The following is a 13,094-nucleotide window of genomic DNA, read 5'->3' as shown; positions in this document are numbered from 1 at the left end:
GTACTTATAAATTTATTGCTTCACCACCTGCAGCTTCTATTGCCGCCTTGGCACTTGCCGTAAATTTATGCACGGAAACTTTTAAGGGGGCCTTTAATTCTCCGCCACCCAATATTTTAACTAAATCTTTTTTCTTTGCCAAACCGTTCTCCACCAAATCTTCATGGCTCACTGTATCCTTGACCTTTTTACTATCGACCAATTCTTGAAGTTTATCGAGATTTACCCCCTTGTATTCAACACGGTTGATATTGGTAAAACCGAATTTAGGCACACGGCGTTGCAATGGCATTTGCCCCCCTTCGAAACCGATTTTCTTTGAATAGCCGGATCTCGACTTGGCACCCTTGTGACCTCTCGTAGCCGTACCACCCTTGCCGGAACCTTGTCCTCTTCCTACTCTTTTCCCCGTCCTGTTCGTTGAACCTTCTGCCGGTTTTAGATTATTTAAGTTCATTATTCTATGCTATTTAAGCCTCCTGTACGGACACTAAATGTTTAACTTTATCTATCATACCAAGAATATTGGGGGTCGCATCATGTTCAACGACCTGGCCGATTTTCTTTAGACCCAATGCTACCAAGGTTCTTTTTTGGTTCTGTGGTCTCTTGATACTGCTTCTAAGTTGTTTGACCTGTATTTTCTTCGCCATAATTTCTTTGATTATCCCTTAAATACTTTTTCCAAGGATACTCCCCTTTGACTAGCAACAGTACTGGCATCCCTAAGTTGTAGAAGCGCATCAAAAGTGGCTTTAACAACATTGTGGGGGTTTGATGAACCTTGTGATTTCGAAAGTACATCCTGCACACCCACGGACTCTAAAACCGCTCTGACGGCACCACCTGCAATTACCCCGGTACCATGCGAGGCAGGCTGCAGATAAACTCTTGCGCCACCATATTTACCCTTTTGTTCATGGGGTAAAGTACCCTTGTTCAATGGAATGCGAATCAAGTTTTTCTTGGCATCTTCGACGGCCTTTGCTATTGCCGTAGCCACTTCTTTCGATTTTCCAAGACCACTTCCTACAACTCCATTTTCGTCACCCACGACAACAATGGCAGAAAAGCCAAAAGCCCTACCTCCTTTTGTCACTTTGGTAACTCGCTGGATACCGACCAACCTGTCTTTCAATTCCAGTCCACCGGGTTTAACGGTCTCTACGTTCTTGTATTTCTGGTACATAGTATTATTTAAAATTTAAGTCCTGCTTCTCGGGCACCTTCGGCCAATGATTTCACTCTGCCATGGTATAGGTTACCTCCTCTATCGAACGCTACTGTTTCTATACCGGCCTTTTTACATTTTTCGGCCACAGCCTTACCAACTAAGTTGGCGATTTCTGTCTTCGTGCCCTCTGCTTTCTCGAACTCTTTGTCTCTTGATGAAACGGCCACTAAAGTAACTCCTTCCACATCATTAATGACTTGAGTATAAATGTCGTTATTGCTTCTAAATACAGACAATCTAGGCCTTTCGGCAGTGCCAGAAGATACTTTTCTGATTCTTCTCCGTATTCTTTGTTTTCTTTCGGTTTTTGATAATGCCATGATATACTATTAAGCTGATTTACCTGCTTTTCTTCTCAATTGCTCACCAACAAACTTGATACCTTTACCTTTATAAGGCTCCGGCTTGCGGAAGGATCGTATTTTAGCAGCAATCTGCCCCACCAACTGCTTATCGTGGGACGTTAATTTAATAATAGGATTTTTACCTTTTTCAGAGGCTGTCTCGACTTTTACCTCAGGCGCCAAATCGATTACGATATTGTGCGAAAAACCAAGGGCTAGATCTAGTTTTTGTCCTTGATTACTGGCACGGTAACCTACACCGACCAATTCCAACTCCTTCGTCCATCCCTTTGAAACCCCCTCGATCATATTCTTCACCAATGAACGGTAAAGCCCATGTTTCGCTTTGTGCTCCTTTGAATCAGAAGGTCTTGTTACCCAAACGTTGTTGTCTTCTATTTTTACCACTACAGCAGAGAACTCTTGCGTAAGCTCTCCCAATTTCCCTTTTACGACAATTTGGTTATCCTTTACTTCAACAGTCACCCCCTCAGGGATCGCTACCGGATTGTTACCTATTCTTGACATTTTTTTAGTATTTGATAGTTAAGTACAACGTAAGTCATTATTCATTTACCATGAATCTTGACCATAGGCTGTAAACCTTACCTATAACTCAGTATTCTAATATTATTAATAAACGTAGCAAAGAACTTCGCCCCCTACATTCTCATTCTTAGCCTGTTTGCTCGTCATTACCCCGTGAGAGGTCGAAACGATGGCAATACCCAAACCATTCAACACCCTAGGCAAATCGTCTGAACCCGCATACTTACGTAGACCCGGCTTACTAATGCGTTGTATTTTCTTTATGACGGGCTCTTTTGTAGCCTTGTCATATTTCAAGGCAATCTTGATATTACCCTGAACCTCATCTTCTTCGAACTTGTAACTTAAGATATATCCTTGATCGAACAATATCTTTGTTATTTCTTTCTTCACTTTGGAAGCAGGAATATCAACTACCCTGTGACCTGCACGACTGGCGTTTCTTACCCTTGTTAAATAATCTGCTATAGTATCTGTAACCATCTTATTTAAATAAATATCTAGTAATCAATTATTACCAACTCGCTTTTTTAACCCCAGGAATCAATCCTTGGTTGGCCATTTCCCTGAACATTACCCTTGAGATACCAAAAGTTCTCATATATCCTTTTGGTCTACCAGTTAATTTGCAACGGTTGTGCATTCTTACCGGTGAAGCATTACGTGGGAGTTTCTGAAGTGCCTCGTAATCACCAGCCTCTTTCAAGGCCTTGCGTTTCTCGGCGTACTTTGCTACCGTCTTTGCCCTTTTTCGCTCTCGGGCCTTCATTGATTCTTTAGCCATATTAATTCTTTTTAAAGGGTAACCCCAATTCTGTTAGTAAAGACTTTGCCTCTTTATCGGTCGCTGCGGAAGTAACAAAGGTAATATCCATACCGTTAATCCTATTGATTTTATCAATATTGATCTCTGGAAAAATGATTTGCTCTGTAACGCCAAGACTATAATTTCCACGCCCGTCAAAACCTGTGCTACGGATTCCTTGAAAATCGCGAACCCTTGGCAAAGCCGTTGTAATTAAACGATCCAAAAATTCATACATTCGTTCACCTCTTAGAGTAACCTTCGCACCTATCGGCATACCTTTACGCAACTTAAAAGCAGCGACGTCTTTTTTGGAAAAAGTAGCAACCGCTTTTTGACCGGTAATATTGGTAAGTTCGTCTACAGCGTGATCGATAAGCTTTTTATCAGCCACAGCGGCACCAACGCCTCTGCTGACAACTATTTTCTTCAGCTTGGGAACTTCCATTACATTCTTGTAACCGAATTCCTCTTTAAGCGCTTTTACTACACGCTCTTTATATTCGTTCTTTAACCTTGCGATGTAAGCCATACCTATATTACTTCATTCGATTTTTTGGAAACCCTTACTTTTTTTCCATCCCTAACTTCATAACCAACCCTTGTAGTCTCACCAGACTTTGAATCGATAAGCGAAAGGTTTGAAATGTGTATAGGGGCTTCTTTTTTAACGATGCCACCTTGAGGATTCTTTGCGCTAGGCTTCTCATGTTTTGAAACCATATTGGCACCCTCAACAATAGCTTTGTTCTTTTCTTTATCGACACGTACCACTTTTCCTTCAGTGCCCTTATGGTCACCTGCTATGACCCGTACCGTATCTCCTGTCTTTATTTTCAACTTTGTCATACTCTTCCTATTATAGGACCTCGGGGGCCAATGAAACGATTTTCATAAACTGTTTGTCCCGAAGCTCTCGTGCCACTGGACCGAAAACACGCGTACCCCTCATTTCACCGGTCGGGTTCAAAAGCACACAGGCATTATCATCGAAACGAATATATGAGCCATCAGGTCTTCTAACCTCTTTTTTGGTACGAACGACAACGGCCGTTGAAACAGCACCTTTTTTAATACCACCGTTTGGTGTAGCCTCCTTTACGGATACGACGATCTTGTCACCAATGGAAGCATATCTCCTCTTAGTACCTCCTAGAACACGAATGGTCAAAACCTCCTTTGCCCCAGTATTGTCCGCTACTTTTAGTCTTGATTCTTGCTGTAACATAATTATTTAGCTCTTTCTAAGATTTCTACTAATCGCCAACATTTAGTTTTACTCATGGGGCGGGTCTCCATAATCTTCACGGTATCGCCTTCATTACAATCGTTCTTCTCGTCGTGAGCAACATACTTCTTCGTTTTTAAAACGAACTTACCGTACATAGGGTGCTTTACGCGCTTCACCTCGGCTACAACAATGGACTTTTCCATTTTGTTGCTCGTTACTACCCCTACTCTTTCTTTTCTTAAATTTCTTTTATCTTCCATAAAGCAGAACCAATTATTGGTTTTCCCTTTTAGTTAATTCCGTTGCCAATCTAGCCACCGTTCTTCTTGCCTTTCTAATTTGAAGCGGATTCTCTAACGGTGTAACAAAATGTGCCATTTTAAGGTCTGCATGCTGCTTTTTATATTCAGCGATCTTTTCTTTAAGATCTTCGACCGACAATTCTTTGATTTCTTTATTTTTCATTGTACACCTTAAATTATATCTTCAACATAGTCGCGGGCGACGATAAACTTAGTTCTTACCGGCAACTTCTGGGCCGCAAGTCGTAAGGCCTCCTTGGCAACGTCCATAGGCACACCAGCCACTTCAAATAATACCCTACCAGGTTTTACGACTGCCACAAAATATTCAGGTGCACCCTTACCTTTACCCATACGTACTTCCAAAGGCTTTTTGGTAATAGGCTTATCCGGAAAAATTTTAATCCAAAGCTGTCCTTGCCTTTTCATGTAGCGTGTTGCTGCAATACGTGCAGCCTCTATCTGCCTTGATGTAATAAATTTCGAATCCAAAGTTTTAATGCCGAACATACCGTTAGACAATTGAAACCCTCTACCCGCATTACCTTTCATGCGGCCTTTCTGCATCTTTCGAAACTTGGTTCTCTTCGGTTGTAACATGGTTTACCTCTTTATAAAATTACTTTCTACGACGTGGTTTTCTTCCACCTTCACGTTTATCGTTTTTCCCTCCGGTACCCTTCTTCATACCTACAAGTGGTGAAAGATCACGTTTTCCATAAACCTCACCTTTCATGATCCACACTTTAATACCCAGTTTTCCATAGGTAGTTTGTGCTTCCTGTAGCGCATAATCAATATCGGCACGAAAAGTAGACAAAGGAATGCGTCCTTCTTTATACGACTCCGAACGGGCCATTTCAGCCCCGTTAAGACGTCCTGAAATCTGTACTTTTATTCCTTCCGCATTCATTCGCATTGCAGCGGCAATAGCCATTTTAATCGCCCTTCTAAAAGAAATTCTACTTTCAATCTGTCTTGCGATACTCGCAGCCACCAAATTGGCATCCAGCTCCGGGCGCTTAATCTCGTAAATATTGATTTGCACCTCCTTATTGGTAATCTTTTTAAGCTCTTCTTTTAACTTATCTACCTCTTGACCACCCTTACCAATAATAATTCCAGGTCTTGCCGTAGTTACGGTAACGGTAATCAATTTAAGTGTACGTTCAATGATTACCCTTGATACGCTGGCCTTGGCCAAACGCGCATGGATGTATTTACGAATCTTGTCGTCTTCAGCTAGTTTATCACCATAATCGTCTCCACCATACCAATTAGACTCCCATCCTCTGATGATTCCTAGACGATTTCCTATCGGATTTGTTTTCTGTCCCATTCTAGCTTTCTATATTATTGTTAGACCCCAAAACCAATGTAACATGGTTCGAACGCTTTCTTATTCTATGTGCCCTACCTTGTGGCGCTGGCCGCAACCTTTTCAACATACTTCCACTATCCACCTTTATCTCCTTTACGAACAAACCAGCCTCTTCAACGTTCGCTTCTTCATTTTTGGCTTGCCAGTTGGCAAGGGCCGAAAGCAATAACTTTTCCAATTTACGGGAAGCTTCCTTCGGATTGAACCTAAGTATAGCCAAAGCCTTTTCAACCTCAACACCTCTAACCAAATCGGCGACTAATCGCATTTTTCGTGGAGAAGTCGGACAGTTGTTCAACTTCGCAAAAGCCATCTGCTTCTTTTCGGCCTTGATTCGTTCGGCCATCTGTCTTTTTCGAACTCCCATAGCTTATTTTTTTCCTTTATTCTTGGCTCCGGCATGACCCCTAAAAGATCGTGTCGGAGAAAATTCTCCCAATTTGTGACCTACCATGTTCTCCGTAATGAAAACCGGTACGAACTGCCTACCATTGTGAACTGCTATCGTAAGACCCACAAAATCAGGGGTAATCATCGATGCCCTAGACCATGTCTTGATGACGCTCTTCTTACCTGATGATACTGTTTGCTGAATCTTTTTTTCCAGACTGTAGTGAACGTAAGGTCCTTTTTTTAATGAACGTGCCATTGCTTTCTACTTTTTATTTCTTTCTACGTTCTAAAATATACTTGTTTGTCTTCTTGGTACGAAGCCGAGTTCTGTATCCTTTTGCAGGAATTCCATTTCTCGACCTTGGATGTCCTCCTGAAGCCCTACCTTCACCACCACCCATTGGGTGATCAACAGGGTTCATTGCGACCGGCCTTGTTCTAGGCCTTCTTCCCAACCATCTGCTTCGTCCCGCTTTACCAGAGACTAATAATTGGTGGTCTGAATTAGAAACCGCTCCTACAGTTGCCATACACCCCGATAAAATCAATCGCGTTTCACCAGAAGGCATTTTCACGGTAACGAACTTTCCCTCCTTGGCCATCAACTGTGCAAAAGTTCCAGCACTCCTTGCCATAACCGCTCCTTGACCAGGGCGCAATTCGATACAAGAAATGATCGTTCCCAAAGGGATTTCATTCAAAGGAAGCGCATTACCTATCTCAGGTGCCACATTAGACCCGGAAGATACTTCCTGACCTACCTGCAATCCATTTTGAGCAATAACATATCTCTTTTCGCCATCAGCATATTCCAACAAAGCAATAAAAGCCGTTCTATTTGGATCATATTCAATCGACTTAACGGTAGCCGCAACATCTTGCTTATCCCTTTTAAAATCGATAATACGATATCTTCTTTTATGACCTCCACCCTTATGGCGCATGGTCATTTTACCTTGACTGTTTCTACCTCCAGACTTTTTTAACGGAGCGAGCAAGCTCTTCTCCGGCTTATCAGCGGTAATTGCATCAAATCCGTTTACCACTCTAAAACGCTGTCCGGGAGTTACTGGTTTTAATTTTCTAACTGACATTTCGTGTCTTTATAGATTACTGTAAAAATCGATGACATCTCCTTCAACCACATCAATGATCGCCTTTTTCAAAGCATTCGTCTTACCGTGCTGTACACCTGTTTTGGTATAGCGCGTTTTTCTCGACGGACCATAATTCATGGTTCGAACCTTTTTCACCGATACTCCATAAGCCGCTTCGACCGCATCTTTGATTTGAATCTTGTTTGCCCTAGGGTCAACCAAAAAACCATATCGGTTATACAACTCGCTGTCAGCGGTCATTTTTTCCGTAATAATTGGTTTTATCAACACGTTCATGGCTTACAATTTATTTAGGTTTGATTCCAATCCTTCCAAAGCACCTTCCAACAACACGACATTGTTGGCATTCAATATTTTGTAAGTGCTTATTTCTGAGGATGTTATAACTTCGGAACCCTTCAAATTTCGCGAAGACAAATATACGCTATTATTTGAATCGCCCAAGACAATGAGGGATTTTTTGTTTTCCAATCCAAGTGATGATAAAACATTCTTGAATTCCTTGGTTTTTGGTGTGTCAAAACTGAAGTCCTCTACCACCAAAATTGCATTTTCCTTTGACTTGATGCTCAACGCCGATTTACGGGCCAAACGCTTCAAATTTTTATTCAATTTTTGGGAATAATCTTTAGGCCTTGGTCCAAAAATTCTACCTCCACCGCGAAATATAGGAGACTTTATACTACCCGCACGTGCAGTACCCGTTCCCTTTTGTTTCTTGATTTTTCTTGTACTACCTGCGATTTCGGCACGCTCTTTCGATTTGTGCGTTCCTTGTCTTTGATGAGCCAAATATTGCTTAACATCCAAATAAACGGCATGTTCATTGGGCTCGATTCCGAAAACGTCGTCAGAAAGCTCTGCTTTTCTACCGGTTTCCTTTCCTTTAATATCTAATACTGCTACCTTCATTACTGCCATCTTTGAATAGTTACATACCCATTTTTATGACCAGGAACGGCACCCTTTACCACTAAAAGATTCTTTTCCGGCACTACCTTTAAAACCCGTAGGTTCTGAACGGTTACCCGCTCACCTCCCATTCTTCCGGCCATCTTCATTCCTTTAAAAACCCGTGAAGGATCAGATCCCGCACCGATCGACCCCGGAGCACGTAGTCTGTTATGTTGACCATGTGTAGATTGACCTACTCCCCGAAAGCCATGTCTTTTGACAACGCCTTGAAAGCCCTTTCCTTTCGATGTACCTACGACATCTACGAACTCTCCTTCAACAAAAATGTCGACACCTAAGGTGTCTCCCAATTTATAGTCTCCCTGAAAACCTTGAAATTCGACGACTTTCTTTTTAGGCGTAGTACCTGCTTTTTTGAAGTGACCGCTCTCGGCCTTATTAGCACGTGTTTCTGCCTTGTCATCGAAACCTAGCTGAAGTGCTCTATAGCCATCAACTTCCTCGGTTCTGACTTGGGTAACCACACATGGCCCGGCCTCGATGACGGTACACGGAACATTCTTCCCGTTCTCGTCAAAAATGCTGGTCATGCCCACTTTTTTTCCTATTAACCCAGACATACTGATTTTGAATTATGGACTTTCCGGCTGTAACCGGTATTTAGATTTTCAAATGAAAACCCAAAAGTCCGTTGTTATTAATTTACTTATTACTCTTAACTATTTGACAAAAAAATAGGGTCAAAAATTATTCAACCCCGAATAAATTTTTTCTCCGTTTTTCCCTCGCCCGCAGCTTAGGACATGTCATTTTCGGCCACACTGACCGATGTTTGGTATATCAGACCTTAATCTCGACCTCAACCCCACTCGGAAGCTCAAGCTTCATAAGCGCATCGATGGTTTTCGATGAAGAGCTATATATATCTAAAAGTCGCTTATATGAGCTTAACTGAAACTGCTCTCTAGACTTTTTATTTACGTGGGGTGAACGCAATACCGTAAATATTTTCTTATGCGTTGGCAAAGGAATTGGTCCCGTAACCACTGCGCCGGTAGTTTTTACCGTTTTTACGATTTTCTCGGCGGACTTGTCTACCAAATTGTGATCGTAAGATTTTAACTTTATCCTGATTTTTTGACTCATCTTTCTAAAAAAATTAAGCGGTTACTCCTTTTGCAGCCTTAATTACTTCCTCTGCGATATTCGATGGGGTCTCTGCGTAATGAGAGAACTCCATAGTTGAAGTTGCCCTACCTGATGACAACGTTCTCAAAGATGTCACATACCCGAACATTTCCGATAATGGCACCTCACCTTTGATAACTTTAGATCCGGCCCTATCGCTCATATTGGAAATAGTACCTCTTCTACGGTTCAGGTCGCCTACTATATCTCCCATGTTCTCTTCTGGGGTCAACACCTCTATTTTCATAATCGGCTCCATCAGCACGGCACGTGCTGCTTTCGCCGCATCTTTATATCCCATTTTGGCTGCTAATTCGAATGATAGTGAATCCGAATCGACCGCATGGAAAGAACCATCTTTCAGCGTCACTTTCATACTGTCCATTTCAAAACCGGCCAAAGGTCCGTTTTTCATGGCTTCTTTAAAGCCTTTTTCCACTGATGGGATAAATTCCCTAGGAATATTACCCCCTTTAATCATATTGACAAACTCAAGTCCTACCTTACCTTCTTCTGCAGGCTCCATGGTGAAAACGATGTCGGCGAACTTACCGCGACCACCAGATTGTTTCTTATAAACCTCCCTATGATCAGCCGCCTTGGTAAGCGCTTCTTTGTATTCTACCTGAGGTTGACCCTGATTCACTTCCACCTTGAATTCACGTCGTAAACGATCTACAATAATGTCAAGGTGTAACTCGCCCATTCCAGAAATAATGGTCTGACCAGACGCCTCGTCCGTTTTCACTTGGAACGTAGGATCTTCCTCTGCCAGCTTACTCAGTGCCATACCCAATTTATCGACATCAGCCTTGGTTTTTGGCTCAACTGCAATACCGATTACGGGATCCGGGAAATTCATACTTTCCAAAATAATCGGATGCTTCTCATCCGACAAGGTATCTCCCGTCTTAATATCTTTAAAACCTACCGCAGCACCGATATCACCAGCTCCAATAGAATCTACGGCATTCTGCTTATTGGAGTGCATTTGATAAATTCTCGAGATGCGCTCCTTATTTCCTGATCGATTGTTCAATACATAAGATCCGGCATCCAATTTTCCTGAATAGGCCCTGAAGAAAGCCAACCTACCCACAAATGGATCCGTCGCGATCTTAAACGCCAATGCAGAAAACGGTTCCTTCAAATCAGGCTTTCTCTTCTCTTGTTCTTCAGTATCAGGGTTGACACCTACAATCGCATCTTTATCTAAAGGCGATGGCAAATATCGACATACGGCATCCAGCAAGAACTGAACTCCTTTATTTTTAAAGGAAGAACCACAAATCATAGGTATGATACTCATATCCATAACAGCCGCCCTTAATGCTGCATGCACTTCGTCCTCGGTAATGGAATCTTCGTCTTCAAAAAACTTTTCCATGAGGTGCTCATCGTATTCGGCTACCGCTTCTATCAGCGTGGCCCTATGCTCCCTGACCTCATCTTTCATTTCTTCGGGAATATCGACCACATCGAAAGTAGCCCCGAAGTTTTCCTCATGCCAAACAATGGCTCGGTTCTTCACCAAATCGACAATACCTTTAAAATCCGCTTCGTCGCCAATAGGTAAGACAATAGGCACGGCATTGGACTTCAACATCTCCCGGACCTGCTTACCAACCTCAAGAAAGTTGGCACCCTGTCGGTCCATTTTATTTACAAAACCAATTCTTGGCACCTTATAATTGTCGGCCAGCCTCCAGTTAGTTTCAGACTGTGGCTCTACACCATCAACTGCGCTAAAAAGAAATACCAGACCATCTAACACCCGCAACGAGCGATTTACCTCTACGGTAAAATCAACGTGACCGGGAGTATCAATAATATTAAAATGGTAATCTTTTGCATCAGGAGTCGGCTGCGCGTTTTCCATTGGAAAGGTCCATGAGCACGTAGTTGCCGCTGAAGTAATCGTAATTCCACGCTCTTGCTCCTGCTCCATCCAGTCCATAGTAGCAGCACCGTCGTGAACTTCCCCTATTTTATGGCTCACACCTGTATAAAATAAGATACGCTCGGTGGTCGTTGTTTTACCGGCATCGATATGTGCCGCGATACCAATATTTCTTGTATATTTTAAATCTCTTTTCATTTCTGATTAGAATCTAAAGTGAGAAAATGCTTTGTTCGCTTCGGCCATCTTATGCGTGTCTACCCTTTTCTTGACAGCAGCACCTTCTTCTTTTGCGGCGGCCAGTACCTCTGCCGCTAATTTTTGCGCCATACCTTTTTCATTTCTTTTCCGCGCAAAACTGATAAGCCATTTCATTGCCGTAGAAATCTTTCGGTCGGGCCGAATCTGCATTGGTATTTGAAAGGTGGCCCCACCAACCCTTCTACTTCGTACTTCAACATGGGGCATAATATTGGAAAGTGCATCTTTCCAAAGCTCGAGTGATGACTTCTCGTCATCCGTTTTCTTTTCCTCAACGATATCCATTGCATCGTAGAATACACCGAAAGCCACAGATTTCTTACCATCCCACATCATCATATTCACAAAGCGCGTCACCAACTGGTCATTAAACCTTGGGTCTGGTAAAAGTGGCCTTTTTTTTGCCTGTTTTTTTCTCATTTCTAAAAATTTCAGGTTTTAGGCGAGCTTTTAAAAACAATTCAGCCAACCCAACCTTTTTAATCATTTACTTTTTGGGTCGTTTTGCCCCGTATTTGGACCTTCGCTGGGTACGTCCTGCGACACCTGCGGTATCGAGAGCTCCCCTTACAATATGGTACCGAACACCTGGCAAATCTTTCACCCTTCCGCCCCTTACTAATACTATCGAGTGCTCTTGGAGGTTGTGCCCTTCTCCGGGAATGTAAGCGTTTACCTCCTTACCGTTGGTCAACCTAACCCTGGCCACCTTACGCATGGCAGAGTTTGGTTTCTTAGGTGTAGTGGTATATACACGCGTACAAACCCCTCTTCGCTGAGGGCACGAATCCAAAGCCGCCGATTTACTCTTCTTAGTAATCGTGGACCTTCCTTTTCGTACTAATTGTGAAATTGTTGGCATACTATATTATATATGTATAAAATAACCCCTTGTTTAAGGGCTGGCAAATGTAAGACTATTTCGTAAAAATTCAAACCCTACAGCATTAATTTTAAAACATTTTTGAACAACCCCTTTTCTCGCCCTTCGGATACACCCAATACCACTATAACATAAGGTTGCAAAGGAATCGCTATTTTGGCAAATACACCCCCTCAAAAAGTCGGTTAATTTTAAAATACAACCAAACCTATCTTATATATATGAATAGTAGCAAAAGACGCCATCCTTAGAAACCCAAAAACCAGAACAACTTCAAAAGAAGATTTAGTTTACCTGCCCTTGCCGCTAGAGTCAAAAACAAAAAGGTTCGTTTTACTGATTTTAATACAAGCAAGACTATTCCGAAGACCTAAAAAATACAGGTTTAAAAACCGAGATATACTTACAAAATTTCAAGTTAAAGAGTTTCAAAAATCACTTAAAACGATCAATCATCTTCTAAAATGTAGGCTTATTCTTTATTTTATTAATGATTAATCATTTGTTTATTGTTTTAAAACCTTCTAAAACATGCAGATTACCATGGAAATTAGTATTTAAGGAATTCCAAAAAAATTAACAAAAAATAC

At 42.0% G+C, this 13,094-nt stretch carries 24 protein-coding genes; all 24 read right to left on the bottom strand.

What is annotated here, in order from left to right; all coding sequences use genetic code 11:
* Positions 1-4: 4 nt before the first annotated feature.
* The 24 genes from rplO to rpsL all read right to left on the bottom strand — a co-directional run bounded on the left by rplO (position 5) and on the right by rpsL (position 12,483).
* Positions 5-457, bottom strand: coding sequence for a 50S ribosomal protein L15 (gene rplO, locus F2B13_RS09480; RefSeq protein WP_149274845.1), 453 nt, complete (start codon positions 455-457; stop codon positions 5-7).
* A gap of 13 nt (positions 458-470) precedes the next feature.
* Positions 471-653: a 50S ribosomal protein L30 gene (gene rpmD, locus F2B13_RS09475; protein WP_149274844.1), complete on the bottom strand. Its 183-nt coding sequence runs from the start codon at positions 651-653 to the stop codon at positions 471-473.
* A gap of 11 nt (positions 654-664) precedes the next feature.
* Positions 665-1,189, bottom strand: coding sequence for a 30S ribosomal protein S5 (gene rpsE / locus F2B13_RS09470; RefSeq protein WP_149274843.1), 525 nt, complete (start codon positions 1,187-1,189; stop codon positions 665-667).
* Positions 1,190-1,197: 8 nt separating this feature from the next.
* Positions 1,198-1,554: a 50S ribosomal protein L18 gene (rplR, locus tag F2B13_RS09465; protein ID WP_149274842.1), complete on the bottom strand. Its 357-nt coding sequence runs from the start codon at positions 1,552-1,554 to the stop codon at positions 1,198-1,200.
* Between the two features lie 9 nt (positions 1,555-1,563).
* Positions 1,564-2,106: a 50S ribosomal protein L6 gene (gene rplF, locus F2B13_RS09460; protein WP_149274841.1), complete on the bottom strand. Its 543-nt coding sequence runs from the start codon at positions 2,104-2,106 to the stop codon at positions 1,564-1,566.
* 105 nt (positions 2,107-2,211) lie between these two features.
* Positions 2,212-2,610: a 30S ribosomal protein S8 gene (gene rpsH, locus F2B13_RS09455; protein ID WP_149274840.1), complete on the bottom strand. Its 399-nt coding sequence runs from the start codon at positions 2,608-2,610 to the stop codon at positions 2,212-2,214.
* A gap of 31 nt (positions 2,611-2,641) precedes the next feature.
* Positions 2,642-2,911 (bottom strand): 30S ribosomal protein S14, encoded by a 270-nt coding sequence (gene rpsN / locus F2B13_RS09450; RefSeq protein ID WP_121849999.1) that lies wholly within the window; start codon positions 2,909-2,911, stop codon positions 2,642-2,644.
* A gap of 1 nt (position 2,912) precedes the next feature.
* Positions 2,913-3,464 (bottom strand): 50S ribosomal protein L5, encoded by a 552-nt coding sequence (gene rplE / locus F2B13_RS09445; protein WP_149274839.1) that lies wholly within the window; start codon positions 3,462-3,464, stop codon positions 2,913-2,915.
* 2 nt (positions 3,465-3,466) lie between these two features.
* On the bottom strand, positions 3,467-3,781 hold the full coding sequence (rplX, locus tag F2B13_RS09440; RefSeq protein WP_149274838.1) for a 50S ribosomal protein L24: 315 nt from the start codon (positions 3,779-3,781) through the stop codon (positions 3,467-3,469).
* Positions 3,782-3,791: 10 nt separating this feature from the next.
* Complete coding sequence (gene rplN / locus F2B13_RS09435; protein WP_149274837.1) at positions 3,792-4,160, bottom strand: 50S ribosomal protein L14; 369 nt, start codon at positions 4,158-4,160, stop codon at positions 3,792-3,794.
* A gap of 2 nt (positions 4,161-4,162) precedes the next feature.
* Positions 4,163-4,423: a 30S ribosomal protein S17 gene (gene rpsQ, locus F2B13_RS09430; RefSeq protein ID WP_149274836.1), complete on the bottom strand. Its 261-nt coding sequence runs from the start codon at positions 4,421-4,423 to the stop codon at positions 4,163-4,165.
* Positions 4,424-4,436: 13 nt separating this feature from the next.
* Positions 4,437-4,628, bottom strand: coding sequence for a 50S ribosomal protein L29 (gene rpmC / locus F2B13_RS09425; RefSeq protein WP_149274835.1), 192 nt, complete (start codon positions 4,626-4,628; stop codon positions 4,437-4,439).
* 8 nt (positions 4,629-4,636) lie between these two features.
* Positions 4,637-5,065, bottom strand: coding sequence for a 50S ribosomal protein L16 (gene rplP, locus F2B13_RS09420; protein ID WP_149274834.1), 429 nt, complete (start codon positions 5,063-5,065; stop codon positions 4,637-4,639).
* Positions 5,066-5,084: 19 nt separating this feature from the next.
* Complete coding sequence (rpsC, locus tag F2B13_RS09415; RefSeq protein WP_149274833.1) at positions 5,085-5,804, bottom strand: 30S ribosomal protein S3; 720 nt, start codon at positions 5,802-5,804, stop codon at positions 5,085-5,087.
* A gap of 1 nt (position 5,805) precedes the next feature.
* Positions 5,806-6,213, bottom strand: coding sequence for a 50S ribosomal protein L22 (gene rplV / locus F2B13_RS09410; RefSeq protein WP_149274832.1), 408 nt, complete (start codon positions 6,211-6,213; stop codon positions 5,806-5,808).
* 3 nt (positions 6,214-6,216) lie between these two features.
* Positions 6,217-6,495 (bottom strand): 30S ribosomal protein S19, encoded by a 279-nt coding sequence (gene rpsS, locus F2B13_RS09405; protein WP_149274831.1) that lies wholly within the window; start codon positions 6,493-6,495, stop codon positions 6,217-6,219.
* A 13-nt stretch (positions 6,496-6,508) separates the two neighbouring features.
* The gene (gene rplB / locus F2B13_RS09400; protein ID WP_149274830.1) at positions 6,509-7,333 is read right to left on the bottom strand and encodes a 50S ribosomal protein L2; all 825 of its coding nucleotides are present in this window, start codon (positions 7,331-7,333) and stop codon (positions 6,509-6,511) included.
* 9 nt (positions 7,334-7,342) lie between these two features.
* Positions 7,343-7,633 (bottom strand): 50S ribosomal protein L23, encoded by a 291-nt coding sequence (rplW, locus tag F2B13_RS09395; RefSeq protein WP_149274829.1) that lies wholly within the window; start codon positions 7,631-7,633, stop codon positions 7,343-7,345.
* A 3-nt stretch (positions 7,634-7,636) separates the two neighbouring features.
* Positions 7,637-8,269, bottom strand: coding sequence for a 50S ribosomal protein L4 (gene rplD, locus F2B13_RS09390; protein ID WP_149274828.1), 633 nt, complete (start codon positions 8,267-8,269; stop codon positions 7,637-7,639).
* A complete protein-coding gene (gene rplC / locus F2B13_RS09385) occupies positions 8,269-8,892 on the bottom strand; it encodes a 50S ribosomal protein L3 (protein WP_149274827.1) in 624 nt (207 codons plus the stop codon). Before rplC ends, rplD begins: the two co-directional genes overlap by 1 nt.
* Positions 8,893-9,112: 220 nt before the next feature.
* Positions 9,113-9,418 carry a 30S ribosomal protein S10 gene (gene rpsJ, locus F2B13_RS09380; protein WP_007094989.1) on the bottom strand — a complete coding sequence of 102 codons (306 nt, stop codon included), beginning with the start codon at positions 9,416-9,418 and terminating at the stop codon, positions 9,113-9,115.
* A gap of 13 nt (positions 9,419-9,431) precedes the next feature.
* Positions 9,432-11,558 (bottom strand): elongation factor G, encoded by a 2,127-nt coding sequence (fusA, locus tag F2B13_RS09375; protein ID WP_149274826.1) that lies wholly within the window; start codon positions 11,556-11,558, stop codon positions 9,432-9,434.
* A gap of 6 nt (positions 11,559-11,564) precedes the next feature.
* Entirely contained in the window at positions 11,565-12,041 is a 477-nt protein-coding gene (gene rpsG, locus F2B13_RS09370; RefSeq protein ID WP_149274825.1) for a 30S ribosomal protein S7, read from the bottom strand.
* A gap of 67 nt (positions 12,042-12,108) precedes the next feature.
* Positions 12,109-12,483, bottom strand: a complete 375-nt coding sequence (rpsL, locus tag F2B13_RS09365; protein ID WP_010519393.1) for a 30S ribosomal protein S12 — start codon at positions 12,481-12,483, stop codon at positions 12,109-12,111.
* Between the last annotated feature and the right edge of the window lie 611 nt (positions 12,484-13,094).

The organism is Pareuzebyella sediminis (assembly GCF_008367235.1).
Taxonomy (GTDB): Bacteria; Bacteroidota; Bacteroidia; order Flavobacteriales; family Flavobacteriaceae; genus Pareuzebyella; species Pareuzebyella sediminis.
Note: the sequence above shows the minus strand (reverse complement) of the source record. Positions and strands in the feature narration are given on the sequence as shown.

Coding starts and splice junctions, on each gene's coding strand:
- rplO (WP_149274845.1), bottom strand. CDS start 457: ATGAACTTAAATAATCTAAAACCGGCAGAAGGTTCAACGAACAGGACG.
- rpmD (WP_149274844.1), bottom strand. CDS start 653: ATGGCGAAGAAAATACAGGTCAAACAACTTAGAAGCAGTATCAAGAGA.
- rpsE (WP_149274843.1), bottom strand. CDS start 1,189: ATGTACCAGAAATACAAGAACGTAGAGACCGTTAAACCCGGTGGACTG.
- rplR (WP_149274842.1), bottom strand. CDS start 1,554: ATGGCATTATCAAAAACCGAAAGAAAACAAAGAATACGGAGAAGAATC.
- rplF (WP_149274841.1), bottom strand. CDS start 2,106: ATGTCAAGAATAGGTAACAATCCGGTAGCGATCCCTGAGGGGGTGACT.
- rpsH (WP_149274840.1), bottom strand. CDS start 2,610: ATGGTTACAGATACTATAGCAGATTATTTAACAAGGGTAAGAAACGCC.
- rpsN (WP_121849999.1), bottom strand. CDS start 2,911: ATGGCTAAAGAATCAATGAAGGCCCGAGAGCGAAAAAGGGCAAAGACG.
- rplE (WP_149274839.1), bottom strand. CDS start 3,464: ATGGCTTACATCGCAAGGTTAAAGAACGAATATAAAGAGCGTGTAGTA.
- rplX (WP_149274838.1), bottom strand. CDS start 3,781: ATGACAAAGTTGAAAATAAAGACAGGAGATACGGTACGGGTCATAGCA.
- rplN (WP_149274837.1), bottom strand. CDS start 4,160: ATGTTACAGCAAGAATCAAGACTAAAAGTAGCGGACAATACTGGGGCA.
- rpsQ (WP_149274836.1), bottom strand. CDS start 4,423: ATGGAAGATAAAAGAAATTTAAGAAAAGAAAGAGTAGGGGTAGTAACG.
- rpmC (WP_149274835.1), bottom strand. CDS start 4,628: ATGAAAAATAAAGAAATCAAAGAATTGTCGGTCGAAGATCTTAAAGAA.
- rplP (WP_149274834.1), bottom strand. CDS start 5,065: ATGTTACAACCGAAGAGAACCAAGTTTCGAAAGATGCAGAAAGGCCGC.
- rpsC (WP_149274833.1), bottom strand. CDS start 5,804: ATGGGACAGAAAACAAATCCGATAGGAAATCGTCTAGGAATCATCAGA.
- rplV (WP_149274832.1), bottom strand. CDS start 6,213: ATGGGAGTTCGAAAAAGACAGATGGCCGAACGAATCAAGGCCGAAAAG.
- rpsS (WP_149274831.1), bottom strand. CDS start 6,495: ATGGCACGTTCATTAAAAAAAGGACCTTACGTTCACTACAGTCTGGAA.
- rplB (WP_149274830.1), bottom strand. CDS start 7,333: ATGTCAGTTAGAAAATTAAAACCAGTAACTCCCGGACAGCGTTTTAGA.
- rplW (WP_149274829.1), bottom strand. CDS start 7,633: ATGAACGTGTTGATAAAACCAATTATTACGGAAAAAATGACCGCTGAC.
- rplD (WP_149274828.1), bottom strand. CDS start 8,269: ATGAAGGTAGCAGTATTAGATATTAAAGGAAAGGAAACCGGTAGAAAA.
- rplC (WP_149274827.1), bottom strand. CDS start 8,892: ATGTCTGGGTTAATAGGAAAAAAAGTGGGCATGACCAGCATTTTTGAC.
- rpsJ (WP_007094989.1), bottom strand. CDS start 9,418: ATGAGTCAAAAAATCAGGATAAAGTTAAAATCTTACGATCACAATTTG.
- fusA (WP_149274826.1), bottom strand. CDS start 11,558: ATGAAAAGAGATTTAAAATATACAAGAAATATTGGTATCGCGGCACAT.
- rpsG (WP_149274825.1), bottom strand. CDS start 12,041: ATGAGAAAAAAACAGGCAAAAAAAAGGCCACTTTTACCAGACCCAAGG.
- rpsL (WP_010519393.1), bottom strand. CDS start 12,483: ATGCCAACAATTTCACAATTAGTACGAAAAGGAAGGTCCACGATTACT.